Here is a 26,597-nt window from a genome sequence, read left to right as displayed (position 1 = left end):
ACGTGGAAATCAGGAAAAATGATGAATTTGAACTGACAATCGAAGATATGAGCGAAGATGGAGCCGGGATCGGAAAGCAGGACGGTTATATCTGGTTTGTAAAAGATGCCGTGATCGGGGATCGGATCCGGGCGCGGGCGATGAAAATGAAGAAAAATTACGGCTTTGCCCGTCTGATGGAGGTGCTGGAAGCATCCAAAGACCGTGTGATGCCGGAATGCCCGGTCGCAAGACAGTGCGGCGGCTGCCAGCTTCAGATGATGAGTTATGAGGCGCAGCTTCATTTTAAGGAGCGCAAGGTCTACAATAACCTGCGCCGGATCGGCGGGATGGAGAACCTGCGGCTGCCGGAGCGGGCGGATGAAGTGAGTGTGCCTGAGAATGTATCTGAAAGAAATACATCCGAAAGGATGGAGACAACCGATGCGGGGGTGAAAGCAGAGAACGTGTCGGGGAAAAGTGCCGGGGAAGGTGTGGATAAAACTATCACCATGGAGCCGATCCTGGGGATGGAGCACCCGTGGCGCTACCGCAACAAGGCACAGTTTCCGTTTGGACGCGATAAGGATGGAAGAATCATTGCCGGATTTTACGCGGGACGCACCCACCATATTGTGGAAGCGGAGGATTGCCTGCTGGGTGTCGAAGAAAATGCGGTAATTCTGGATATTATCAAGAAAATCATGGAAGAATACCAGATTGCGCCATATGACGAGGAAACGCATAAGGGTCTGATTCGCCATGCATTGATTCGGAAGGGATTTTCAAACGGCGAGCTGATGGTCTGTCTCGTCATCAATGGAAAGAAGCTGCCGCACGCGGATATTTTTGTGGAACGCTTAAAAGAAGTCCCTGGCATGACCGGTATTTCCTACAACATCAATCAGGAAAAAACAAACGTGATTCTTGGTGCGGAGCTTGTAAACTTATACGGACCGGGCTATATCACAGATAAAATCGGAAATATATCGTACCAGATTTCGCCGCTTTCTTTCTATCAGGTCAATCCGGTGCAGACGGAAAAACTCTATGGAACGGCGCTGGAATACGCGGGGCTGACCGGTGGGGAGACTGTATGGGATCTGTACTGCGGAATCGGAACCATTTCCCTGTTTCTGGCGCAGAAAGCGAAGAAAGTGTACGGTGTAGAGATCGTCCCTCCGGCGATCGAGGATGCCCGCCGGAACGCGGCATTAAATGGCATGGAAAATGTCGAGTTTTTCGTCGGAAAAGCTGAAGAGGTACTTCCAAGGGAGTATGAAAAAAATCAGGTCTATGCCGATGTCATCGTCGTCGATCCGCCGCGCAAAGGCTGTGACAGCGTCTGCCTCGACACGATCGTCCGGATGCAGCCAAAGCGGGTAGTCTATGTCAGCTGCGATTCCGCCACATTGGCGCGCGATGTGAAGTATCTGAATGAAAGAGGATACGCGGTGGAGCGCGTGAGATGCTGTGATATGTTCGGGATGAGCGGGCATGTGGAGACGGTAGTTCTTTTGTCCCAACATTGAGACAAGAGTACTTGTCTCGATGAACGCGGCAGTCGGCAAATCGAGATGCAAGCATCTCGGCTTGCCTCGTTGCTCGCGCAAAAACCAGATGACACGATAGAGATCGATTTAGACCTGAACGAGCTGGATGCAACCAGTGCAGAGCCGAAAGCGACCTATCAGGAAATCAAAGATTATGTGCTGAAAGAATTTGGCTTGAAGGTTTCAAATTTATATATTTCTCAAATCAAAAGGAAATGTGGAATCGAAGTAGGAGAGAACTATAATCTGCCAAGTAGGACGAAAAATCCTGTTTGTTCAGCTTTTGTGTTTATAAGGGGTCAAAGAAGAAGCAAATTACAATTCTATAGCAAGTGATCTTTTCTAAGTTTTGGAAGGCTGGTTTTTCCGTCATAGCTAGTTAAGATTGAGTATATCTATCATAACACGAACATATATTTGATTAAAGAAAATGCGGATATTTTTAAAGTGATTGTGTCAATTTACAATCAATTTCTATTCAATGTGGTTTTCCGGTAGGTTTTGTAAAATAAGCTCAGATCAAAACAATGACGGGAGGAGCTTATGCAACAGAATATTGAATTTGAACGGTGCATTGATTTTCTGGTACGGATGATTGATAAGTACGGCGATGAAGTCCTCCGAGAGTTGGAGGAAGAAAAACAGAATAAGGAAGAAAAAGAAGCGGCAGTTTCCTGAAATACAAAATGTAAATCAGACTGTCGCTTTTTTGTGAAATTATTCGGCTGCGTTACCTTTTACTTCTGCAAGCATATAAGGATTGAATTTACTTTTACGCTTAAATATAATATAATTTAAGCACAAAAGCAAATATCAAGGATAAGGAGGACAACTATGTCAATATCAGATATTTTGGAATCGCTAATTGAAAAAGACAATGGATATTTGATTACATCGAAGGCCGTTGAATCAGGTGTATCAAAGCCATCTGTCTCAAAATACGTCAGAGAGCATGATATGGAAAAAGTGGCACATGGCATTTATATTTTAGATAATGTGTGGCCAGATGAGTTGTTTGTACTCCAGCAACGAAATAAGAATATTATTTATTCGGGCGAGACCGCCCTTTATTTGCATGGTCTTATCGACAGAGAATACAGTCATATTTGTTTCACTGTTCCTACCGGATATAATGCAACACATATCAAAAAGAAAAACAAAAAAGTTCGTTACGCAAACCCAGAGATTCTTGATATGGGGACCTGTGAAATCCCGTCAAGCAGCGGTAATTTGGTTAAAGTATATGACAAGGAAAGATGTATTTGTGATTTGATTAAAGATCGAAAGAAATATGAAATTCAGTTATATCAGACAGCAATCAAGGAATATATGTCCTCGAAGGAAAAGAATCTTTCAAGATTGATTGAGTATGCGGTTAAACTTGGAGTAAGGGATGAAGTGATGATGTATGTGGAGGTAATGATATGATTCATACAGCGGAACAAGTTTTGAAGAAATATCCTCTAAGAGATAGTGAAATATCTATTGTCTTAGAGGATTTTTGTTGAAGAATTTTAATATTCAAGAGTTTGTTTTTTCCTCTTTGACATTAAGCTATGGTTTAAGCCGTAGCTGGCTTTATGTTAGTAATTTTGGAGTAGGATTCGTGAGAGTTCTACCCTGTTGTTGATTTTGACAGTGATGTAAGAGAACGACGGATATGTAGTGAAACCATAATACAATAAAAAGAATATTTGCTGATTTCTCATGAACGTGATACACTTATAGATAAGCTGTATCGGCTGTCGATCACGACCGTTTCGGCGGTGTGAAAATGAGAAATTCCGGCACCGGAGGCTTTCAGAGTCACGATCATGCGACCGTGCGAAAGTTCCGGTGCCTTTTTATTTCAAAGGAAAGTGCGCCCTGATGAAAGCGGCAGAGAATATTTTGAGCGGTATTTGAGAAAGGAAACAGGAGATGGATGACAAAAAAATAGCCGTACTGATCGATGCGGAAAATGTGTCCGGCAAGTATATCAAGCTGATTTTAGATGAGGTCAGCAATTATGGAAGTGCGACATACAAGCGCCTTTACGGCGATTTTCAGACGCCGAGCGTGCGGGCGTGGATGAAGAACCTGCGCGACTATGCGATCACGCCGGTTTTCCAGTACAATTATACGCAGGGGAAAAATGCCTCCGATTCGGCGCTGATCATCGATGCGATGGATATTTTATATTCGGGCAATGTGGATGGCTTCTGTATCGTCACCTCGGACAGTGATTTTACGAAGCTGGTGCTGCGCCTGCGTGAGTCGGGCATGACGGTGATCGGCATGGGAGAGCGCAAGACGCCGAATGCATTTGTCTCGGCGTGTGAGACATTTAAATTCCTGGATATTTTATTAAACGATGAAAATCCGTCGCAGAATCCGTCCCTGCCGCAGACGCGCAAGGAGAGTGAGGCGGATGGTTCCAGAAAAGAGGCAGAGAAAGAAAGCGATCCGAATGCAGTCAGCAATATTCCGAACATGGAGGAGATGGAGAAAGAGATTATCTCGATCATCAACACACATGCGGACGATGACGGATGGGTGGATTTATCGGAGCTGGGAGACAACCTTCCAAAGCGTGTGCCGGGATTTGACCCGCGAAATTATAAATGCACGAAGTTGAAGCAGTTTATCGAGCTGTTTGATTCCGTTGAGGTTCGGTCAGCGCGCAATCCGCACAATAAGATTCTGTCGATCATCTATGTGCGTGTCAAACAGAAAGAAGAAAAGCCGGTACTTTCCAAGGTACGGCGCGGCGGAAAACGGAAGAAGGATGCGGACGCGGAAGAATAGTAAGCATATGCGGTTCGTATGAGAATAAAAAGTTGCAGAAGCGGCTGTGATTCGTATGAGGCTGGAAGAATGCAGCAGTGGTTGTAGTGTTGTGTCAGCTGTTACAAAGACAGACTGTAAATTGAAAAGTGAAGGATAGCAGATAGGAGAGACAAGAACATGACAAAGGAAGAGCTTGCATTAGAGGTAATTGACCGCCTGAAAAAAGAATATCCGGATGCGGGTTGTACGCTGGACTACAATCAGGCGTGGAAGCTGCTGGTCAGTGTCCGTCTGGCGGCGCAGTGTACCGATGCGCGTGTCAATGTGGTAGTCAAGGGATTGTTTGAGAAATATCCAAATGTGGCGGCATTGGCGGATGCCCCGGTGGAAGACATCGAGGCGATTGTGAAGCCGTGCGGTCTGGGACACAGCAAGGCGCGGGACATCAGCGCCTGTATGAAGATGCTGCGCGACGAGTACGGCGGGCATGTGCCGGATGATTTTAACGCTCTGTTAAAGCTTCCGGGAGTCGGCAGAAAGAGCGCCAACCTCATTATGGGGGATGTGTTTGGAAAACCGGCGATCGTCACGGATACGCACTGCATCCGCCTGGTAAACCGGATAGGGCTGGTGGAAGGAATCAAGGACCCGAAGCGCGTGGAAATGGCACTCTGGAAGCTGATTCCACCGGAGGAGGGCAGCGATTTCTGCCACCGCCTGGTGTATCACGGGCGTGAAGTCTGTACGGCGCGGACGAAGCCGTACTGTGACAAGTGCTGTCTGCAGGATATCTGCGCGAAGGCAGGCGTGGAGTAGAAAGTCTGAAAAAGTCATGGAAACAGATGCAGATAGGAAAAGGATGACAGGAGGCAGAAAAATGGACGAAGAACGGCAGGAGACAGCGGATTGGCGTATCGTCTGGCAGATGTTTTTTCCGTGCGTCATCAGCGATTTAATCGGCGGATGTGTGGAGGCGCTGGGACATCTGGAGGGAAATGTGGGAAGAACCGTGTCGTCGTTTCTTACATTTGCTGTGATTTATCCATTTTACTGGCGGAGGATCCAGAAAAAGAAAGAAAACAGGCGCATAGCAGAGGCAGACGGGATGAAAGAGCAGGTCTCTCCACAGATAAAGACGACAAAGGAAGAGAAATGTGGATATTTCTGGGAAAAAGTGTCGGATGTGTGGAAAATCCTGCTGGGGGCAGCTGCGTTCAGTGCTGTGTTTAACATGATTTTCTGGGCATTAGAAAAAAAGGAGATTTTCCTGGGAGTGCTGCATATTGCAGTGCAAAAGGTTCGGATGACTGGGCAGGCAGCTGAAGCGGTGTCTCTGTGTTTGAAAATGCCTCAGGGGGATATGCTTGCGGTAGCTCTGGGAAAAGGTGCGTCGGAGGGCACCGCCGCTTTATTTTCCGGCGCCCTGTGGCAGCAGTTCTTTCTCATGGGCATTGCCGCCCCACTTTCCGAAGAACTGCTGTTTCGCGGCATTATATTTGAGCGCCTGCGTATGGCGCTCCCATTTTTCTGGGCGCACTTGGGTCGGCGGCATTTTTCGGGTTGGTGCATGGAAACTGGGCGCAGGGGATTTATGCGGCGCTCATGGGACTTATACTGGCGTGGTTGTATGAAAAAAAGAACCGTCTGTGGGAACCTGTGTTATTTCACAGTGCAGCAAATTTGACGGCGATGCTGATGCGGGGGCTTCTCTGGCACTGGTGAGGACATAAAAATACAAACAATTTCGAGAACGCAGGATTGTGTTTGCTCGAAGAAAGAACAGGAGGAGATACTACGATGCTTTCATTTGCAAGCGATTATACAGAGGGCGCCTGCGAGGAGATACTTCAGAAGCTGGCGGAGACGAACCGGGAGAGTCTGCCGGGATATGGCATGGACCGCTACTGCCAGAGTGCCGCCAGAAAAATACAGGAGGCGACCGGATGCCCGGAGGCGGAGGTTTATTTTCTGGTGGGCGGTACCCAGACGAATGCGGCCGTGATCAGTAGCATGCTTGCACCGTATGAGGGCGTAGTGGCAGCGCAGACAGGGCACGTGAGTATTCATGAAGCCGGGGCGATCGAGTACACCGGGCATAAGGTGTTGCAGCTTCCGGAAAAAGATGGGAAGATTGATCCGGCGGATCTGCAGGAATATCTGCAAAATTTCGAGGCGGACGCAAACCATGATCATATGGTATTTCCGGGAATGGTGTATCTTTCCCATCCGACGGAATATGGAACCTTATACAGCCGGAAGGAGCTGCAGGCGATCTCGGAGATCTGCCGTTCGTATGAAATCCCGCTCTATCTGGACGGGGCGCGTCTTGGATATGGTCTGGCGGGAGAGGAAAATGACCTGAGTCTTTCGGAGATTGCGCATCTGTGTGATGTATTTTATATCGGCGGCACGAAGGTTGGCGCATTCTGCGGAGAGGCAGTTGTATTTGGTGAGAAAAAGAATGTTCCGGCGCATTTTATTACCCGGATCAAGCAGCAGGGCGCGCTGCTGGCAAAGGGACGCCTGCTGGGAATCCAGTTTGATGTGCTGTTTACAGACGGGCTGTACGAGCGCCTGGGACGCCATGCGGTAGAGATGGCGGCGGCTTTAAAGAAAGGATTAAAACAGCGCGGTTATACGTTTTTCCGTGAGTCCCCGACCAACCAGCAGTTTGTGATCTTGGAAAATGACCGGATGGAGCAGATTGAAAAAGAGGTTTCCGTGAGCTTCTGGGAGCGGTATGACGAGGATCACACCGTTGTCCGTTTTGCGACGAGCTGGGCGACCAGAGAGGCGGATCTGGAACATTTGTGGGAGATTTTAGATCGGATTGAGGCAGAAAGAGAGAAGTAGAGATGGAACGTAATGTAACGATGGCGGAGATTTCAGATGGAAAGCTGTACAGCCGGGACGATATGGTAAAAGCCGGATGCGATGATTGCCGGGGCTGTTCGGCGTGCTGCCACGGAATGGATAATTCGATCGTGCTGGATCCATATGATGTGTACCGTCTGACCACCTTGCGCGGGGATACGCTGGAACATCTGCTGGAGGAGAAAAAGGTGGAGTGGAACGTCGTGGACGGACAGATTCTGCCGAATCTGGCTCTCCGGAGCGGGGCGGATGAAGCCTGTGGGTTTCTCGATGAAGCAGGGCGCTGCCGGATCCATGCATACCGGCCGGGTATCTGCCGCCTGTTTCCACTGGGGCGCTTTTATGAAAATGGAAGTTTCCAGTATTTTCTCCAGATTCATGAGTGTAAAAAGGAAAACCGGACGAAAGTCAAAGTGAAAAAATGGATTGATACGCCAGATTTAAAGCGGTATGAGGCGTATATCAGCCGGTGGCATTATTTCTTAAAAGATATAAGAATGGCGGAAACGGAGGCGGCGCAGAAACTTTTGGCAGAACCATGCATCGGAACGTCGGAGGAACAGGAGATACAGAAGAAAAACCGTGCCGCTGCGGCAGCCGGGCGCGAAAAACGGCGCAATCTGTTGATTATGAAACTGTTCTATCTGCTTCCGTATGATGGAGAGAAGGACTTTTACGAGCAGTTTGAAAAGCGGATGCAGATGGCGGAGCGGAGTTTGCGATAAATCCTTTGTTGAAGACAAATCCGCAAGGATGTTTGCCCCCAGCTGTGAAGAGGCTGAACCGTTTTGACAGAGTGAAATAAGAAAGGAGATTACCGATGCTTCATACGGATTTTCACACCCACACCACGTTCTGCGACGGAAAGAGTACGCCGCGGGAGATGGTGGAGGCGGCATACCGGATGGGAATGACCGATTTGGGCGTTTCAGGACATGCTGATTTTTCGATGTTTGAGCCGGGATTCGGGATGGACGACGAGAAGCTTCGCCAGTATACCGAAGAACTTCAAGAACTCCAGGAGGAATACCGGGGAAAGATGAATCTCTATATCGGGATCGAGCTGGATGGACTGGGACCGGTGCAGAAAGCAGAGTACGCGATCGGCTCGACCCATGCGCTCATCAAGGATGGCGAGTATGTTTGTGTGGATGATACGGAAGAGAAACTGGTAAAAGCAGTCGAGACGCTGTGGCATGGTGACTGGTACGCGTTTGCACGGGAGTATTTCGAGGCAGAGGCGCAGATTTATGACCGGACAAAATGCGATTTCATCGGACATTTTGACCTGTTGACAAAATTTAACGAGGGATATAAACATTTTGACGAGACGAAAGACGCCTATCTGGAACCGGCGATCACGGCGATGCACAAACTGGCGGCTCTGGGGATTCCGTTTGAGATCAACACAGGCGCCATGTCCCGCGGCTACCGGAGTGCGCCGTACCCGTCCGCAGCCCTGTTAAAAGAGCTGTGTGCCTGCGGCGGACGTATCCTCATCAACTCCGACAGCCACAGTGCCGACACGATCGGATATGGGTTTAAGCAGGCGCAGGAGCTGGCGGTGGTGTGTGGATTTAAAAGTGTGTGTGCCCTGAAACTGGGTGGCGGATTTAGGGAGATACTTCTTGTATAAAAAAGATAGAAAGAAAAATATACAAATTCTAAATTTCAACCTTAAAAATGCTGAAAATAAAGCCGAAATATTTTTATTTTTAGTGAATCGTTTTCAGAGAACCCTGCTATAATATGAGCCGTAGCAAGGAGATAGATACTTAACAAAACCCCATGGCTGAGGGCTGCTAAGCACAATGTGTTTTCCACACAGGCGTGCGGAAGGCGCAGATCAGATTTTTGGAGGAAAAGACAAATGACTACTTTAAAAGCTGAAAAAAGAAGCATGGATGTTAAGGCAAAGAGACTCAGAAGAGAAGGCTATGTAACAGGCAACGTATTTGGCAAGAAGATTCAGGGCTCCATTCCTGTTAAGATGGAAAAGAAAGACGTGGATCGTCTGCTGAAGACCGAGACCAAGGGCGGACAGATTATGCTGGATGTAGAAGGCGAAGTCTACGATGTCCTGATCAAGGAAGTTGACTATGATGCAATGGCAAATCAGGTTGTAGAGATAGATTTCCAGGCGCTGGTAAGCAATGAGAAGGTTCATTCCGTTGCAGAGATTATCTTCGAGAACCACGACAAGGTAGAAGCTGGCGTTCTGCAGGAGGTACTGAAAGAAGTATCGTACCGCGCATTACCGGCTGCACTGGTTGAGAAAGTCAAAGTTGATGTTGGTGAGATGGAGATTGGTGATACAATTCGTGTCAAAGACCTTTCGATCGCAAAAGATAAAGACGTTGATATTCTGACCGATCTGGAGGCAGTAGTTGCTACCGTCACAGCGGTTCACAACAATGTACCGGAGACCGATGAAGAGGCTGACGCAGAAGAAGCTAAATAATTGAAGCGCAGTGCTAGGATGAAGCGAAACGGGATGCTGTCCGCAAGGCAGATAAAAAGTTTCGCGGAATGATTGAAACATGAGAAAAGGCGGATGTACTGACCAGATGGTCGGTATATCCGCTTTTGAATTTTGTATGAACTTTTTTTGCAGACGGTAAAAGAGGATGAGGTTATCGCTCCATATATGCGTCATAAATTTCCGGATCAATATTCTCGCGGATATTCTCATATACGCTTCCAGCCGCCTCCCGGATGGCATCGCGCGTTTCATCCGAGAGAGTTAAAATCGCGGTGCCGCTCGCTTCGATCGTAGCGATACGGTTGGAGATGCGCGCGTCGGACTGTTCTCTGGCATACTCGGTCGCGGTTTTGGCTGCCTGCGTCATGATTTCCTGTTCTTCTGGAGTCAGGTTCTGGAAGAAATCGTCATTGACAATCAGGGAGATCAGATGCGGCAGGTGGTTCGTCTCGACCACATAATCCTGCTGTTCGTAGAGACGGTTGGAGACGATGACCTCATACGGGTTCTCCTGCGCGTCGATCGTGTGCTGCTGGAGACCGATATACACCTCGCTGAAGGTCATTGGCGTCGGATTGGCGCCGATTGCTTTCCAGAATGCGAGATGATAGCTGTTTTCCATGGTACGGATTTTCTGCCCTTTGAAATCTGCCAGGGAGTAAACTGGTTTATTTGTGCTCATGATGCGGAATCCTTGATCTGCCATGCCGAGCAGGTGGTAACCGCCGTCGGTGTACACCTGGCTGATGAGATTGTAAAAATCCGGATCATCCAGCTTTTTGCGGCAGTCATCCAGCGAATCAAAGACGCATGGAAGGTCAAAAACGGCGAGATCCTTCATGAAAGAAACCTGAGGGGCGGTGTTCTGCACGACAAACGGGATATCGCCGTCCGCGCACGTTTCGAGCAGGTCGCGGTCACCGCCGAGTGTGGAGTTGGCGTAAACCTGAATCCGCATTGCGCCGTTGCTTAAGTCATGTACTTCCTCCGCAAATTTTTCGGCAAACAGCTGCGTTACCGTGTCCTCCGGGCTGGCGGTCGCCAGTGGCCAGGAATAGCGCTGTTCTTCCTGGCTGGAGGCGCAGCCGCTCAGCGCGAGCGAGGCACCGAATAAAAGAACCGAGGAAGAAATGAGCGCCGCAGCGAATCGGGAAGAAGTCCGGCATCGGCGGGACACTAGGTTTGAAATATAAATCATAATGGGAGATCCTTTCAAATTTAAAAACATCCATTTCATATGTGAAATATTCCATTCACAGCCTGAAAGCGTGAAGCAAGTCGTTATATGAAATCTTTCAGAACTTCAACATTTCCAAGCGTCCATTCAGCATTATAACAATCCCAGCGACAAAGTCGGTATAAACGTAATCAGCAGCAGCGCCAACAGGAACAATCCAATCATCGGCATCGCTTTTTTGGCGATCGCATGATCGGGACGTCGGTCAGGGAGCTGGCGACAAAGAGGTTGACGCCGATCGGCGGGGTTACGAAGCCGATTGCCAGATTGACAACCATGATCACACCGAACTGGACCGGATCCATGTTGATCGCTGTCACGATCGGGAGCAGGATCGGGGTCAGAATCAGGATCGCCGGGGTTGTATCCATGACCATTCCCACGATAAGCAGGAACAGGTTGATGACAAGCAGGATCATGACCGGGCTGTTGAAATGTTCCAGGATAAAGCTGCTGACCGCCTGCGGCACCTGCATCAGGGTCAGGACTCTGGAAAATGCCGTGGAAGCTGCCAGAATAAAGAGGATCGGTGTGAATGTGCGGATCGCTTCCACAAAAATCGGCGGGATATCCCGAAATTTCATGGTCCGGTAGAGGAACAGGCTGACAAACAAGGCATAGAAAACGGAGATAACTGCTGCTTCCGTGGGGGAGGCGATGCCGCTGTAGATACAGCCAAGGATGATGACCGGGCTTAAGAGAGCGAAAAAGCTTTCGCGCAGCACCCGGAACAGTCCTTTTTCGTGCAGCAGATGGATTTCAGCGTGGATTTTTTCTCTATCTTCACCGTAACGTCGGCAGTGATAGATGGCATACAGCATCAGGAGCAGACCAATCATCAGACCCGGAATGACGCCGGCTAAGAACAGACTGCTGACAGAGGCACCGGACGCCATGCCATACATGATAAACGGGATACTCGGCGGAATGATAACGCCCAGACCGCCTGCGACTGCCACGATCGCGGTAGAGAAAGTCCGGTCATAGCCGAGGGCGCTTAAAATCGGGATCGTCATGCTTCCGACGGCTGCGACGGTTGCCGGGGCAGAGCCGGAGATAGCGCCGTAGAAGAGGCAGGTCACGATGACCGCGCATGGCATACCGGCGGTAAAATTGCCAAGAAAGAAGGCGAATACGTCAAACAGCTTCTTGGAAATACCGCCTTTTGCCATGATGATGCCGGATAAGACGAACATCGGCACGGCGAGCAGGGGAAAAGAATCCAGTCCGCCGAACATGGCGCGGATCAGATACTTAGCGCCGACCGTGAAGGACGGGTCAAAAACGGAAGGGAGAACCGAGGCGATACCGAGCGTGATCGATACCGGGATTGCGATGACAAGCAGCACGACAAAGATAACAAATAAGAGAGCAGCAGGCATCAGTGTTCCTCCTTTCCAGATGGTGTGTTTGCCTCGATGAGCGATTCGATTTCATTGGATTCCGTTTCCGGTATATCTGCATTTGCATGGATAAAGGATTCCGGTGTATTGCGCTCTGGGTGGGCCGGATCGTAGACATCTTCGCCGCGGGCAACCTTAAATTCGATGATCCAGCGCTGCAGAATGCGGAATGTTACCAGAAGAAAGGAAACAAACGGCGCTGCCTGAATATAGTACATCGGAATCCCGCAGGCGGGGGATAACTGTCCGCTGTGAATGGCGGACATCATGTAAGAGTATGCAAATGGGATCATATAGAGGAAAAAAATCAGCTCAAAGGTGTGGTTGACAACCTTAAAAAGAGCCTTACCTCTGCGTGGAAAGGCAGCGACGAACTGTTCGATCTTGATAGACAGGCACTTTTTGCTGCAATAGCTGACGCTTAAAAAACCGCTCCAGATAAAGAGAAAACGGGTAACCTCCTCGGACCAGGACAGAGACTGCCCAAGCGCGTAGCGGGAAAATATCTGGATTCCCATAATGAGTGTCATCGCAGCCAGCATGACAACCAGCAGAAATTCTTCCAGGTTTTCATCCAGCCAGTGAAGTGTTTTTTTCATGAATAATCCCCTTGTAAATACGGATAATAGGTTGCTGTTTATGCAGGCACGTTTGAAAACGGATGTGCCGCTTGATAACAATAATAGACCTGCGATGGAGGTAGCAGGTCTTGAGTGTCTCGCGGAGAATCCCTCCGTACCCGCAGGTACAGGGATTTCCGGGAGTAAAAAAATAGGTGGCTAAAAGTATAATATAGGCACTTTTGGAACCGAAAGTGCCGTAAGATAGCGTAGTGGCAGCTGGAATTTGCCGTATTTAAATGCGAAGCCACGGCAAATTCAGTTACTGGGCACGTTAGCGTGAACAGTAACCGAATAACCGGATAAGCCAGATATTACATCGCACTGTGAAGCAGTCCCAGTACAGTCTCCAGATCCTTTACGCCCATCTGACCCGGTGCGGATGCTTTCTTGGCAGCGCCGAAGGTCATGGAAGAACCAAATACCTCGCCGCAGAGACGGCTGATAACGCCGGTGCCAGCCATCGACATGGTAATGATTGGACGGTCCGCATAGAGGGAAGTCATTTCCTCAGTGGCAGAGAGAAGTGTTAAAACATCTTTCTTGTTCTGCGGCATAACTGCGATCTTCGGGATATCTGCATTCATATCCTGCATCTTACGCAGGCGGTAGATGATGTCGGATTTCTCCGGCGTCTTGTGGAAGTCGTGGTTGGAAGCGATGACTTTCACGCCAGCCGCATGTGCGCCGTCGATGATCTTGGTTACAATCGCGTCGCCGGTAAAGATCTCTACGTCAATGAAATCGACATAGCCGGTCTGAGCTGCTTGATGTTCAGCTTTGCGTAATCCTCCGGCTCGATGGATTTCTCGCCGCCCTCTTTGGAGGTACGGAAGGTCATCAGAATCGGAGTCTCGCCGAGAACGGCACGCAGTTCCTTTAAGACGTCTTCTACCTTCTCAAAATCAAAGACATCTTCGAACCAGTCTACACGCCATTCTACCACATCAACCGGAATAGAATCAAACGTTTTGGCCTCGTCGATGATTTCCTGTTTGGTAACGCCTACGATCGGAACGATGATCTTCGGTGTGCCGGAGCCGATTTCGATATTTCTAACTTTGATAGTATTCATAATCAGAGAATCCTTTCATTTTATCAATAAATATTTATTCGTCGCTTTCTGCCAGAGACACCATTTTCGCGTAGCGGGCATTGACAAAGAGTCCTAAGAGAACGCCGATGGCAGTCAGTACGATATTCATTATCATAACATGGGATGGTGCCATTTTGGAAGCGGCAGTCAAAATTGTGTAATTACATAAGGAAGAAGCAATCATAACCAGTGCGGTTACGGTTCCCTTGATCTTCGGGAACAGCATGTTGCAGACGGAGGTTACAATCTGTAACAGACCGCCCGCGCCTGCCCAGCCGATGATGAAAGCGCCTGCAATCATAAGGGTCTGGCTGTGACCGATGAGTACGGCAACCAAAGTAACGAGGCAGATAACCGGGTAAACGAGGATGAAACGTACATCCTTGATTTTACGGGTCAGCAGGGAGGTGACAACGAGCGCCATCAGGGTACCTGCTGAATAGTAGGTCTGCATGATGGACGGGTTCGCCCAGCCTGCATTTTCTTTTGCGAAGTTCTGCGCGCAGTTTAACCATAGCTGGAAGGTACCGGTGCAGGTGAAACCAATCACGATCATGGCGATGGACTCAAACGAAAAATTTGTGTGTTTTAAGCTGGCGATGAGTCCCTCGGATTTGCCCTCTGCCTTCTGCTCAGAATCTGGCAGCGGGAACAGGAAAATAAGTACAAATAAAACAGCGTAAATAATACCGCATCCGATAAATAACGGATTGTAAGATACCATGCCGGTGGCGGTGGTTGTCACAGCAACACCGAGTACGAACGGCAGAAGCATCTGCGCGATCGCAATGAAAAATTTGATTCCCATGGTAGCGACACCCGGAGCGCTGCTGATAATCTCGGCAACCGCCGGATAGATACCGGTATCAAGGAACGAATTGGAGATACCTCCGATGATTGCACATACATAAGCGATTTGATAGCCGCCGTTTTGTCCGGCGCTGAAAGCGAAAGCAAGTCCAATCAGGTAAACCGCGTAGGAGGCGCTGCCGATCGCGGTTGAGATGCGGCGTCCCAGTTTGTCGGAAAGTGGTCCGGCAAATGGAAGTGCAATCAGACGTCCGAGTCCTAAAGCAGCGGAAATCGCGGTGATCGCCATTGCCTCAACGCCCCAGGCTGCGGCAAGCGCTTCCTTGATGACTGCCTGTCCGAGAATCGAACAGCCGACGCCATGGATAAAGTAGTTTAAGTACATGATAAGTGCACTTGGCAGATATTTCTTGTTCATGATTTTCTCCTTAATTCAAGATCCGCCTGTCGTGCTGCCGTTTCGGAAACCGGGCGGATGATGGCTGATGTTCTGTCACAAACACAAAGGAGATGCCGATATAAAAAGTTCTGTTTTAGTGTTAGAAAAATAACACGTTTGATGCCTTTATTCTAATAATTATTATAGCCGAAGTCTAATACTTTTATAGCAAAAAAACAATGCATTTTAAGCATTAATGTGTTATAAATATGATTATGGGTTACTGTTCACGGGTAGGCACTTTTGGAACCGAAAGTGCCGTAAGAAAACGTGGTGGCAGCAGGAATTTGCCGTATTTAAATGCGAAGCCACGGCAAATTCCGTTACTGGGCACGTATGCGTGAACAGTAACGATTATGAACGTTTGGTGCGATGCATTTACGGTTGATATTGCGAAGAGTTAATACTAGGATACATAAAGATGGGGGACGTTAGGAATGACATTGAATCAGATTTTATATTTTCAGAAGATAGCGAATCTGGAAAATTATCATCAGGCGGCGGAGGAATTATATATATCACAGCCATCCCTGAGCCGGTCAATGGCATCACTGGAAAATGAGCTGGGCGTGACGCTCTTTGAAAAAGAAGGACGCGGGGTGACCCTGACGAAGGCGGGGAGGATGTTTTTGGAGTACGCGGACCGGATTCTCACAGACTGCCACATCGCGGTCGGGAAAATGCGGGAAATTTCGATGAATGGGGGAAAGATCGACATCGGTTACGTGTTTCCGCTGGCCGGTCACTATATCCCGCACCGGGTCAAGCTCTTTTTAGAACAGCCGGAAAATCAAAAGGTTGTGTTTAATTTCTGGCAGAATCACACACCGGCGATTGCAAAAAAGGTAAAAACGGGTGAATTAGATGTAGGCTTTGGCGGCTGTCTGGAAAAGGATGACATGGAATTTTTCCCGGTGGCGAACCAGAAGCTTGTCATCATCACGCCGAAGGATCATCCGCTGGCAGAGCGGGAGAGTATTCCATTTGCGGAGCTGAACCGGTATCCGGTAATTGGATACGATAAGGACTCCTGGATGGGGACGCGCACCCGCGCGCTCTATGCGAAATACAACATCCAGCCGGACATCATTGTGGAGTGTCCGGACGAATATTCGATCGTCGCACTGGTGCGGGAGAGTTTTGGCATCGCACTGATGCCGCGCACGGACATTCTGGAGCTTTCTCAGGGAGTCTGCATTCACCCGATTGAAAATCTGGACATTTATCACCAGATTTTTATGTTCTGGATGAAAGAACGCTACCGGCTTCCGGCGGTGGAACGCTTTATTGAATATATGAAACAGCAGGCGCGTCAGGACGGTCTGCAGGCGGAACGGGAAACCGATAGCAAAAACGTATTGAAAATTTACTTGAAAGATATTGTTAATTTTTAAGCAAAACGGTTAAGATAAAAGTGTCACAAACACAGGGATGCCTCTCATGCAATGGAGAAGGAGAATTTCATCATGAAGAGCAAATACCCGAAAATTTTTGAACCGATTACCATTAAGCGCATGACGATCAAAAACCGTGTTGCCATGACGCCGATGGGTACTAACTATGGCGAGACGAGCGGTGAGATGAGCAACCGCCATATGAATTATTATTCCCTGCGTGCCAAGGGAGGAACTGGTCTGATTATTCTGGAGAATGCCAATATCGAATATCCGGTTGGTTCCAATGGCACAAGCCAGATCCGCATCGATCACGACAGCTTTATGCCGCGTTACTATCAGTTAGTCGAGAATCTTCACAAGAATGGCGCGATGGTAGCGATTCAGGTCAACCATGCGGGCGCTTCTGCATCCTCTGCCAGAACCGGTATGGAGACGGTGTCTTCCTCCAATATCCCGACCAAGGCAGGCGGTGAGATTCCGCGTCCGATGACAAAGGAAGAGATCCTGACGACCGTAAAAAAATACGGCGAGGCGGCAAAACGTGTACAGGCGATCGGATTTGATGCGATTGAGATCCACTGTGGTCATTCTTATCTGATGAGTCAGTTTATTTCCCCGTATTACAACAAAAGAACCGATGAATTCGGCGGATCCGTCGAGAATCGTCTCCGTTTCCCGAAGATGGTTCTGGAAGAGGTGCGGAAAAATGTAGGTCCGTGGTTCCCGATCATCGTCCGTATCTCTGCGGAAGAGCGCGTGCCGGGCGGCAACACGCTGGAAGACGCACTGGAATACCTCGAATATCTGGATGAGTACGTAGATATGTACGATGTATCCTGCGGTCTGAACCCGTCCTTACAGTATCAGATTGACTCGAACTTCCTGCCGGATGGCTGGCGTTCCTACATGGCAAGAGCGTGAAGGATAAATTTGGTAAACCGGTTATCAATGCGGGCAACTACCGCGATCCGGAGGTCGTTGAGAAAGTATTGGAGAGCGGCGATGTGGATATTGTCGGCATGGGACGCGGACTCATTGCAGAGCCGAACTGGGTCAGCAAGGTGCAGAACGGCGAGGAAGAGATTCTCCGTAAATGTATCTCCTGTAACGTTGGCTGTGCGGGCAACCGAATTGGCGTCAACCGTCCGATCCGCTGTACCGTCAACCCGGCTGTTCCGGAGGGCGATATCTACAAGAAGCTGAAAGTCAATAAAAACTGCAACGTAGTTGTAGTAGGCGGCGGTACAGCCGGTCTGGAAGCAGCCTGCACGGCAGCCGAGGTTGGATGCAACGTATTCTTATTAGAAAAGAGTGGTAAATTAGGCGGACTTTCCACCTTTATCTCCGACCTGCCAAGCAAGAACCGTATGAAAGACTTCCCGAAATATCTGGAAGCACGTGCGAAGAGACTGAAAAATCTGTATGTATTCCTGAACTGCGAGGCAACCGTGGACAAGATCAAACAGTTCAAGCCGGATATCATTGTCAACGCAACCGGTTCCGTTCCAGTCGTTCCGCCGATCAAGGGACTCAAGGAAAACATCGCAGCCGGTCATGTCGATACCATTTTCGAGATGATTCAGAAAGTAAAAGCCGGAGAATACCCGGATGATTTCTGCAAGGGCAAAAAAGTGGTTGTAGTCGGCGGCGGCTCCGTTGGTCTGGATGTTGTGGAGTATTTCGCACCGCGCGGCGCGAAGTGTACCATCGTGGATAGCTTCCGCAGATTGGTATGATGGCAGATCCGATTACGAAATGTTCCATGCGTGAGACACACGACAAATACGATGTGAAAGAGTATGTGAATACTGCGCTGCAGGAAGTCAAAGAGAACGCATTTACCGTGAAGCTGCCGGATGGTACGATCGAGGATCTGAACTTTGACCTCGGTTTCAACTGCCTGGGAATGCGCGCCAACAATCCGATTCTGGCACAGCTCGAAGAGGCATTTGACAACACAGATACATTCATTTACCCGATCGGAGATTCCGTCCGCGCCCGCCGTATCATGGAGGGAACGATGGAAGGACGTGCGATTCTGAACGTGCTGGAAGCGAGAGGATTTTTAGAGCTGGCACCGTTGGAGTAAGAAATTGAATATTGCATTTGAAAGATTCTGACTGTTCGCTGAACGAATGATATCGTTTTATTTGATTATAAAAATAGAGAAGAAAAGAGGAAATTATCATGCCAAACATTACAGGACATACCGAATTAGTAGGATTAATGGCTTACCCGATCCGTCATACACAGTCTCCGACCACCCACAACCTTGCCTATGACAAAAATGGAGACGATGTTATCCAGCTTGCGTTCGAGGTAGACAACGATACCCTGGAAGCAGCGGTTGAGAGTATCCGTGCGCTGAAGATGCTGGGCTCCAACATCTCCATGCCGAACAAGACCGTCGTTCACAAATATCTGGATGAGGTAGACGAGGCTGCAAAGCTGTGCGGCGCGATCAACACTGTAGTCAACACCCGTGACAAAGACGGCAATGTAACCGGATACCTGAAGGGTTACAACACCGACGGTATGGGCTACTGGCAGGGAATCAAGGAAGAAGGTATTGATTTCAAGGGAATGAAGATGGTTCTCATCGGTACCGGCGGCGCAGCAACCGCCATTGCAGTACGCGGCGCACTGGACGGCATTGCAGAGCTGCATATCTTCAATATCAAAGATAAGTTCTATGCACGCGGAGAGGAGATCGTTGACATCATCAACAAGAACTCTAACTGCAAGGCCGAGATGCATGACCTGGGCGATCTGGCACTCTTAAAAGAGAAAATGCACGAAGCAGACATTTTCTGTGATGCAACCGGCGTTGGTATGCACCCGCTGGAGGATCTGTCCAATATCCCGGATCCGTCCTATTTCCGCAAGGATCTGATCGTAACTGATACGGTATATGCACCGCGTGAGACCGTGATGATGAAGCAGGCCAAAGAAGCTGGCTGCACCCGTGTATACAACGGTATGAGCATGATGCTGTTCCAGGCGCTGATCGCGATTGAACTGTATACAGGAAAATCAACACCGGTGGATTACATGAAGGAGAAGCTGGGAATCTAATAAAAATATAGCTCGAACAGCAACACCTATCCCCCACAGTTATACCTGCTATTCCGCATTAGCACTTGCGTTCATATCCTGATTCGGGTATAATAATAAAACACACTTTCAATGTAAAGTGCAAAAGTGATCTGAATGAATACAAGTGGAGAAGGATGAGACAGATGGATGAATTAAAGAAGCTGCGAAATGATCTGGACATGTGCGACGAGATTCTGATCGACGCCCTGCGGATGCGCTGCCAGATTATCCAGGAGATTACAAATTATAAACAGAAAAACGGACTTCCGATTTACCAGGCAGAGGAGGAAGAGCGCAAGAAGAGCAAGATGCTTGCGAAGCTGGATGATTATGAATACAAAAAGTCAATCATGGCAGTTTACGACAGCGTCCTCTACCGGAGCAAACGGATCCAGTCCCATGAGTTGTTTGGATTCAATATTTTCCTGATCGGATTTATGGGAGTCGGAAAGAGCACCGTTTCGAATGCACTGCAGAATACCTTTGCGATGGATGTGGTGGAAATGGATGAAATGATCGCGAAAAAGAACAACATGAGCATTTCCGAGATCTTCGATCTGCACGGCGAGGCATATTTCCGCAACGAGGAGACAAAACTGCTTAAAGAGGTAGGAAGCGAGAAGAACAAGATTGTATCCTGCGGCGGCGGCGTAGCGATGCGCGAGGTCAATGTACAGGAGATGCGAAAGAGCGGCAAGGTTATACTTCTGACCGCGAAGCCGGAGACGATTCTGGAGCGTGTCAAAGAGAACCATGACCGTCCGCTTCTGGAAAATAATAAGACAGTGGAATATGTTTCCGAACTGATGGAGAAGCGCAGACCGGCGTATGAAGCGGCAGCGGATATTGTGATCGCGACCGATGGAAAATCAGCGAATGAGATCTGCGAGGAGATCATTGCACAGGTGAAGAAGTTTAAATAATGTGACTGCTCAGAAAGTTCTGACAGAGAAAACGAAAGGGGAAAAAAGATGTCGAATCATATCACAGGACACACAGGTTTACTTTGTTTACTGGGAAGCCCGGTCGCACACAGTGTTTCGCCGGAGATGCACAACGAGGCGTGCAGCCAGTTGGGTCTGGATTATACATATCTGGCGTTTGATGTGCCGGAAGAGAAGATGCCGCAGGCGGTTGAGGGACTGCGGACGATGGGCGCGCGCGGCTGGAATATCACGATGCCGGGCAAAAATATCATGTGCAAGCTGGCAGACAAGGTTTCACCGGCTTCCGAGATTTCCGGCGCCTGCAATACGATTGTCAACGACGACGGTGTTCTGACTGCTTATACGACCGATGGTGTCGGATTTATGCGTGCAGTTGCAGAAAATGGTGTAGACATCATTGGCAAGAAAATGACGCTTTTAGGTGCTGGCGGCGCCGCAACCGCGATTCTTGTACAGGCAGCTTTAGACGGCGTGGCAGAAATTAACGTATTTAACGTCAAGGACGCGTTCTATCCGAGAGCCGAGGAGATTGTAAAGAAACTGAACGAGCGCACAGGGTGCAAGGTAACCCTGCATGATTACTCCGATCCGGAGATCCTGCGCCAGTCCATCGCAGACAGCGCGATTCTGGTAAATGGTACTTCCGTCGGCATGGCTCCGAAGACAGACAACACGATCATTACTGATACAACGATGTTCCACAAAGACCTGTTCGTATTCGATGTCATCTACAATCCTCAGGAGACCCGTTTACTGCGCGAAGCAAGAGCGGCAGGCTGCAAGACCAGCAACGGTATGTACATGCTTCTCTATCAGGGAGCTGCATCCTTTGAACTCTGGACAGGACAGCAGATGCCGGTGGAGATCATTAAAGAGAAATATTTTACAAAATAGGATTTGAAGAACGGCACACCGCATTCTCGTTACTTAGTGATGAGAATGCGGTGTGCCGTTTTTCATCATTTATAAACCTTTATGCCCACAAATCTGCTCCTCCAGCACACTCATCAGCACCTTCATATCAATCGGCTTCGCCATATGATCATTCATTCCGGATTCCAGCGCCCGCTCTTTATCCTCTGTAAATGCATTCGCTGTCATCGCAACGATCGGAATGCCAGCCTTCTTCTTATCCGAAAACCGCCGGATCGCCCGCGTTGCCTTGTAGCCGTCCATGATCGGCATCTGGATATCCATCAGAATCAAATCATAATAATCTTCCGGCGCTTTTTGCAGCATTTCCAGGCAGGCAACCCCGTCATTTGCCCGTTCGACCAAAAGCCCCTCGCGGGTCAAAAGTTCGATGGAAATTTCGGCGTTCAGATCATTATCCTCCGCAAGAAGAATCCGGCAGCCGGATAGAGTCTGGGCAGCTGTTTCATCGAATGCGGTAGGCTCTGTTTCCTCCCGCGAGGAAATCCGGCATGGGATCCGGACGGTAAACGTTGAACCTTCTCCGAGCTTGCTCTTTACCTCGATCGTTCCATGCATCAGATCCACCAGATTTTTCACGATTCCCATGCCAAGCCCGGTGCCTTCAATGCCGCTGACGGTGGAAGAACGCTCCCGTGAAAATGATTCAAAAATATGCGACTGGAATTCCTCGGAAATGCCGATGCCGGTATCGGTGATTGCGATTTCTGTGATACACCAGCCGTCCGTTTCACCAGGCTCCTGGCGGAGGGCACAGGAGATCGTCCCGCCCTTTGCGGTATATTTGATCGCATTGCTCAAAATATTCAATACAATTTCGGACATATACGTCGTGTCAATGTAGATATATGGGTACGAAATGTCCTTAGTCACATGAAAATGCTGCTGTTTTTCTTCCAGGGCAGTCTGAACCATGACGATACAGGAATCAAAACTTTTCTCAGTCTGGATGGAGGTTTCTTCAATGTGTATCTGGTTATTCTCAATCTGTGAAAACTGAAGAATATTGTTGATGATAGAGAGCATCTTTTCACCGGAAATATGGATCTTGTCCATATATTCACCGATTTTTTCCGGTTCCTGCAGATGGTTTCTGGCAAGTTCTGCGTAACCGAGGATCGCATTCATCGGTGTCCGGATATCATGCGACATATTGAACAGGAAGGTCGATTTCGCCTTGTTGGCTGCCTCTGCTGCTTTTGCGGTCTGTTCCAGCAGCTGCTGCTGGGTGAGTTCTCTGGACTTCTGTTTCTTTGTATAAAAATAGGAAATAACAATTAGCAGAAGTGCTATCATGCTCGCGGCAGCGGCGATTCCAAAGGAGGAACGGTTGATCGCCTCAATCGATCGGTAAGTGTCTTCCATATCAATCTCGATACAGAGGGCACCGAGAATGTCATTGGTTCCGTCGGAGGCAATGACCGGATAGCAGGCGGTAAAAATATGCCCCCATGTGGTATCAATGATCTTTTGTGAGTGGATCGTTTTGCCGGAGAGGGCAGCTTCCAGATACGGAACCATTTCCTCTTCCAGGTAGGTGCCCGGATAAGCAAAATCAGGTGCTTCCAGATCCAGGCCATCGATCAGGTAGATAGGTTTTCCGCCCGGTCCACGCTTGGCAGTGTATAAGTAGCGCGTCGAATTGAGGCTGCGAAGCTCATTTAAATAAGACTGCAGGCTTCGATACTGCGCGGAGCTCATATCGGATTTTGTGTTGATCTGTTCAAAATCTGCCCGCGTCAGCCGGCTCGATATCGCCCGGTGAACCGCGTCCGAACAGGAAATATTCCGTTCTACGGCGGCGCTCAGGGTGATGCGGCTGTTGCTTTTCAGCAGTGCAACGGTGTATAAGGAAATGAAAAATACTGCCAGAAGAAGCAAAAAGGTAAAGTTAAAGGCATGATAAGAAAAGCTTCTTGATGGGATATTTTCGTTGGATGGATGATTCATAAGTTAGATTCAACTTTCATGTAAATGCAGGGTTTATAGTTAAAAAACAGATCGAGTTGTTGATAATAAATGTAACATAAAACAGGTAAATCAGCAAGAAAGATATGCTTACATGAAAATTTTAAAAAAAAAGTTTTCACAAATTCTTCACAGAAAATTAGCACTCTACTCTTGACAGTGCTAACAACAAGTGTTATATTACTGCTAGAACAAAAGGAGACCAAAAGGTTTTCACAGATTGTTCGAAAGGAGGCAGGTTTATGAATATCAGTAAATTTACCCAGAAGTCTCTGGAAGCCGTTCAAAATACGGAAAAGCTGGCGTATGAATATGGAAACCAGCAGATTGATCAGGAACATTTGCTGTACAGTCTTTTGACTGTGGAAGACAGCTTGATTTTTAAATTAATAACAAAGATGGGAATCTCGGGCGACCAGTTCCGTGATGAGGTGCAGCAGGCGATTGGAAAGCTGCCGAAGGTATCCGGCGGTCAGGTGTATTTCTCCAACGATGCCAACAAGGTGCTGGTGAACGCGGAGGACGAAGCCAAGGCGATGGGGGACGAGTATGTTTCCGTCGAGCACTTATTTCTGGCGATGTTAAAACAGCCGAATAAGGCGGTCAAGGAACTGTTCCGTCTCTACGGCATTACGAAAGAGAGCTTTTTGCAGGCGCTTTCGACAGTGCGCGGCAACCAGCGTGTTGTCAGCGATAATCCGGAGGCAACGTATGACACTTTAAATAAATACGGTTACGATCTGGTGGAACGTGCGAGAGATCAGAAGCTCGATCCGGTCATCGGCCGTGACGGTGAGATCCGTAACGTGGTTATGATTCTCTCCAGAAAGACGAAAAACAACCCGGTTCTGATTGGTGAACCTGGCGTCGGTAAGACAGCCGTTGTCGAAGGACTGGCACAGCGTATCGTGCGCGGCGATGTCCCGGAGGGCTTGAAGGACAAGAAATTGTTTGCCCTGGATATGGGCGCTCTGATGGCGGGCGCGAAGTACCGCGGCGAGTTCGAAGAGAGACTGAAAGCGGTGCTTGACGAGGTCAAGAAGAGCGAGGGACAGATTATTCTGTTTATCGATGAGCTGCATACGATCGTCGGCGCGGGCAAATCCGAGGGCGCGATGGACGCCGGGAATATGCTGAAGCCGATGCTGGCGAGAGGTGAACTGCACTGTATCGGTGCGACGACCCTGGATGAGTACCGTAAATACATCGAAAAAGACGCAGCTCTGGAACGTCGTTTCCAGCCGGTTCACGTTGATGAGCCGACCGTGGAAGATACGATTTCCATTCTGCGTGGTCTGAAAGAGAGATATGAGGTTTACCACGGGGTCAAGATTACCGACTCTGCGCTTGTATCGTCGGCAATCCTCTCGGATCGTTATATCACGGATCGTTTCCTTCCGGATAAGGCGATCGACCTGGTTGATGAAGCGTGCGCGATGATCAAGACAGAGATGGATTCAATGCCGGCGGAGCTGGATGAACTGTCGAGACGTATCATGCAGCTGCAGATTGAAGAGGCTGCGCTTAAGAAAGAGACTGACCGCTTAAGTCAGGATCGCCTGGCAGAACTGCAGAAAGAACTGGCAGAGCTCAAGAGCAGCTTTTCGACCCAGAAAGCCCAGTGGGAGAATGAAAAATCTTCCGTTGATAAGCTGTCCAAACTGCGTGAAGAGATTGAGCATGTAAATGGCGAGATTCAGGCAGCGCAGCAGGCATATGACCTAAACAAAGCGGCTGAACTCCAGTACGGCAAGCTGCCGGAACTGCAGAAACAGTTGGCGGAAGAGGAAGAGAAAGTGAAAAATCAGGATCTCAGTCTGGTACATGAGAGTGTCACCGAGGATGAGATTGCCCGGATTATTTCGAAGTGGACCGGTATTCCGGTTGCCAAACTGACCGAGAGCGAGCGCAGCAAGACCCTGCATATGGACGAACTGCTGCATAAACGTGTCATCGGACAGGATGAGGGCGTTACCAAGGTAACGGAGGCGATTATCCGTTCCAAAGCGGGCATCAAGGATCCGACGAAACCAATCGGTTCGTTCCTGTTCCTAGGTCCGACCGGTGTCGGCAAGACAGAGCTTGCAAAAGCGCTGGCGGAGGCATTGTTTGATGATGAGAACAACATGGTTCGTATCGATATGAGTGAATACATGGAGAAACATTCCGTTTCCCGTCTGATCGGAGCGCCGCCAGGATATGTCGGATATGACGAGGGCGGTCAGCTGACCGAGGCAGTACGGCGCAAACCGTATTCTGTTGTCCTCTTCGATGAGGTTGAGAAAGCGCACCCGGATGTATTTAACGTCCTGCTGCAGGTTCTGGATGATGGACGTATCACGGATTCGACCGGCAAAACTGTCGATTTCAAGAATACGATCCTGATTATGACCTCCAACATCGGTTCCCAGTATCTGCTGGACGGCATCGATGAAAAGGGACAGATCAAGCCGGAGGCGGAAAGCTCCGTTATGCATGACTTGAGAGCTCACTTCCGTCCTGAGTTCCTGAACCGTCTGGATGAGATTATTCTCTTTAAGCCGCTGACGAAAGGCAACATCGGAGGCATCATTGAGCTTCTGATTGCAGATGTCAACAAACGTCTGGCGGATAAGGAGTTAAAGATTGCCCTGACGGACGAGGCAAAGGATTTCATCATTGAAAATGGCTACGATCCGGTTTACGGTGCAAGACCGCTGAAACGGTACCTGCAGAAGAACGTCGAGACACTGGCAGCGAAGCTGATTCTGGCGGACGGCGTCCGTGCGGGCGATACGATAGAGATCGGGCTTTCGGATGGCAAGCTGACGGCTTCGGCTGTCCATAGCGCGTAAGCGGAAAACGTCTTACGGCGGATTTATAACTATTATATAGAAGAAACAATAGGGCGCGGAGAAGTGCGAAAGAGCTTCCTCTGCGCTCTTTTTATGTATTTCTGAGATTTTCATAGTCTTGACATTGCCCGGCAACTTTACTAAAATGATTCCATAATGA

At 48.8% G+C, this 26,597-nt stretch carries 21 protein-coding genes and 2 pseudogenes; 17 read left to right on the top strand and 6 right to left on the bottom strand.

What is annotated here, in order from left to right; all coding sequences use genetic code 11:
• The first annotated feature begins 8 nt into the window (after positions 1-8).
• The 11 genes from rlmD (at position 9) to DWZ16_RS07075 (ending at position 9,636) form a co-directional block, all read left to right on the top strand.
• Positions 9-1,511: a 23S rRNA (uracil(1939)-C(5))-methyltransferase RlmD gene (rlmD, locus tag DWZ16_RS07125; RefSeq protein ID WP_118522532.1), complete on the top strand. Its 1,503-nt coding sequence runs from the start codon at positions 9-11 to the stop codon at positions 1,509-1,511.
• Between the two features lie 45 nt (positions 1,512-1,556).
• Positions 1,557-1,868, top strand: coding sequence for a hypothetical protein (locus DWZ16_RS16050; protein ID WP_227589665.1), 312 nt, complete (start codon positions 1,557-1,559; stop codon positions 1,866-1,868).
• Positions 1,869-2,075: 207 nt separating this feature from the next.
• A complete protein-coding gene (locus DWZ16_RS16700; RefSeq protein ID WP_255646893.1) occupies positions 2,076-2,210 on the top strand; it encodes a hypothetical protein in 135 nt (44 codons plus the stop codon).
• 156 nt (positions 2,211-2,366) lie between these two features.
• Positions 2,367-2,960 (top strand): type IV toxin-antitoxin system AbiEi family antitoxin domain-containing protein, encoded by a 594-nt coding sequence (locus DWZ16_RS07115; RefSeq protein ID WP_118469317.1) that lies wholly within the window; start codon positions 2,367-2,369, stop codon positions 2,958-2,960.
• Between the two features lie 492 nt (positions 2,961-3,452).
• Positions 3,453-4,319, top strand: coding sequence for an NYN domain-containing protein (locus tag DWZ16_RS07110; RefSeq protein ID WP_022358838.1), 867 nt, complete (start codon positions 3,453-3,455; stop codon positions 4,317-4,319).
• Positions 4,320-4,478: 159 nt separating this feature from the next.
• Positions 4,479-5,117: an endonuclease III domain-containing protein gene (gene nth, locus DWZ16_RS07105; protein WP_107001840.1), complete on the top strand. Its 639-nt coding sequence runs from the start codon at positions 4,479-4,481 to the stop codon at positions 5,115-5,117.
• A 61-nt stretch (positions 5,118-5,178) separates the two neighbouring features.
• Entirely contained in the window at positions 5,179-5,985 is an 807-nt protein-coding gene (locus DWZ16_RS16045; RefSeq protein WP_243021950.1) for a CPBP family intramembrane glutamic endopeptidase, read from the top strand.
• Positions 5,986-6,098: 113 nt separating this feature from the next.
• The gene (locus DWZ16_RS07090) at positions 6,099-7,154 is read left to right on the top strand and encodes a threonine aldolase family protein (protein WP_118492809.1); all 1,056 of its coding nucleotides are present in this window, start codon (positions 6,099-6,101) and stop codon (positions 7,152-7,154) included.
• A gap of 2 nt (positions 7,155-7,156) precedes the next feature.
• Positions 7,157-7,900: a YkgJ family cysteine cluster protein gene (locus tag DWZ16_RS07085; protein ID WP_118522505.1), complete on the top strand. Its 744-nt coding sequence runs from the start codon at positions 7,157-7,159 to the stop codon at positions 7,898-7,900.
• 95 nt (positions 7,901-7,995) lie between these two features.
• Positions 7,996-8,811, top strand: a complete 816-nt coding sequence (locus DWZ16_RS07080; RefSeq protein WP_118522504.1) for a histidinol-phosphatase HisJ family protein — start codon at positions 7,996-7,998, stop codon at positions 8,809-8,811.
• Between the two features lie 234 nt (positions 8,812-9,045).
• Positions 9,046-9,636: a 50S ribosomal protein L25 gene (locus tag DWZ16_RS07075; protein WP_118522503.1), complete on the top strand. Its 591-nt coding sequence runs from the start codon at positions 9,046-9,048 to the stop codon at positions 9,634-9,636.
• Positions 9,637-9,808: 172 nt separating this feature from the next.
• On the opposite strand, the gene DWZ16_RS07070 is transcribed toward DWZ16_RS07075, so the two are convergent.
• The 5 genes and pseudogenes from DWZ16_RS07070 to DWZ16_RS07045 form a co-directional block, all read right to left on the bottom strand.
• Positions 9,809-10,855, bottom strand: a complete 1,047-nt coding sequence (locus DWZ16_RS07070; protein ID WP_118522531.1) for a TRAP transporter substrate-binding protein — start codon at positions 10,853-10,855, stop codon at positions 9,809-9,811.
• A gap of 200 nt (positions 10,856-11,055) precedes the next feature.
• The gene (locus tag DWZ16_RS07065; RefSeq protein WP_412694215.1) at positions 11,056-12,276 is read right to left on the bottom strand and encodes a TRAP transporter large permease; all 1,221 of its coding nucleotides are present in this window, start codon (positions 12,274-12,276) and stop codon (positions 11,056-11,058) included.
• Positions 12,276-12,896, bottom strand: a complete 621-nt coding sequence (locus DWZ16_RS07060) for a TRAP transporter small permease (protein WP_118492817.1) — start codon at positions 12,894-12,896, stop codon at positions 12,276-12,278. Before DWZ16_RS07060 ends, DWZ16_RS07065 begins: the two co-directional genes overlap by 1 nt.
• Positions 12,897-13,231: 335 nt before the next feature.
• A pseudogene (gene aroD / locus DWZ16_RS07050) lies at positions 13,232-13,995 on the bottom strand (type I 3-dehydroquinate dehydratase).
• A gap of 31 nt (positions 13,996-14,026) precedes the next feature.
• A complete protein-coding gene (locus DWZ16_RS07045) occupies positions 14,027-15,241 on the bottom strand; it encodes an MFS transporter (RefSeq protein ID WP_107001849.1) in 1,215 nt (404 codons plus the stop codon).
• Positions 15,242-15,699: 458 nt separating this feature from the next.
• On the opposite strand from DWZ16_RS07045, the gene DWZ16_RS07040 reads away from it, so the two are divergent.
• From DWZ16_RS07040 to aroE, 5 genes and pseudogenes are all read left to right on the top strand, one after another.
• Positions 15,700-16,656: a LysR family transcriptional regulator gene (locus DWZ16_RS07040; RefSeq protein WP_118492819.1), complete on the top strand. Its 957-nt coding sequence runs from the start codon at positions 15,700-15,702 to the stop codon at positions 16,654-16,656.
• Positions 16,657-16,728: 72 nt separating this feature from the next.
• Positions 16,729-18,748 (top strand): annotated as a pseudogene (locus DWZ16_RS16695) (FAD-dependent oxidoreductase).
• Between the two features lie 98 nt (positions 18,749-18,846).
• Entirely contained in the window at positions 18,847-19,734 is an 888-nt protein-coding gene (locus DWZ16_RS07030) for a shikimate dehydrogenase (RefSeq protein WP_022358823.1), read from the top strand.
• Between the two features lie 164 nt (positions 19,735-19,898).
• The gene (locus tag DWZ16_RS07025) at positions 19,899-20,678 is read left to right on the top strand and encodes a shikimate kinase (RefSeq protein ID WP_118522530.1); all 780 of its coding nucleotides are present in this window, start codon (positions 19,899-19,901) and stop codon (positions 20,676-20,678) included.
• A 48-nt stretch (positions 20,679-20,726) separates the two neighbouring features.
• Complete coding sequence (gene aroE / locus DWZ16_RS07020; protein ID WP_117796709.1) at positions 20,727-21,596, top strand: shikimate dehydrogenase; 870 nt, start codon at positions 20,727-20,729, stop codon at positions 21,594-21,596.
• A gap of 69 nt (positions 21,597-21,665) precedes the next feature.
• On the opposite strand, the gene DWZ16_RS07015 is transcribed toward aroE, so the two are convergent.
• Positions 21,666-23,585 carry a hybrid sensor histidine kinase/response regulator gene (locus DWZ16_RS07015; RefSeq protein ID WP_118522502.1) on the bottom strand — a complete coding sequence of 640 codons (1,920 nt, stop codon included), beginning with the start codon at positions 23,583-23,585 and terminating at the stop codon, positions 21,666-21,668.
• A 260-nt stretch (positions 23,586-23,845) separates the two neighbouring features.
• Between DWZ16_RS07015 and clpB the strand changes: the two genes are divergently transcribed.
• Positions 23,846-26,437: an ATP-dependent chaperone ClpB gene (clpB, locus tag DWZ16_RS07010; RefSeq protein ID WP_118522501.1), complete on the top strand. Its 2,592-nt coding sequence runs from the start codon at positions 23,846-23,848 to the stop codon at positions 26,435-26,437.
• Positions 26,438-26,597 lie beyond the last annotated feature (160 nt).

This window comes from Clostridium sp. AF29-8BH, assembly GCF_003478145.1.
Taxonomy (GTDB): domain Bacteria; phylum Bacillota; class Clostridia; order Lachnospirales; family Lachnospiraceae; genus Otoolea; species Otoolea fessa.
Note: the sequence above shows the minus strand (reverse complement) of the source record. Positions and strands in the feature narration are given on the sequence as shown.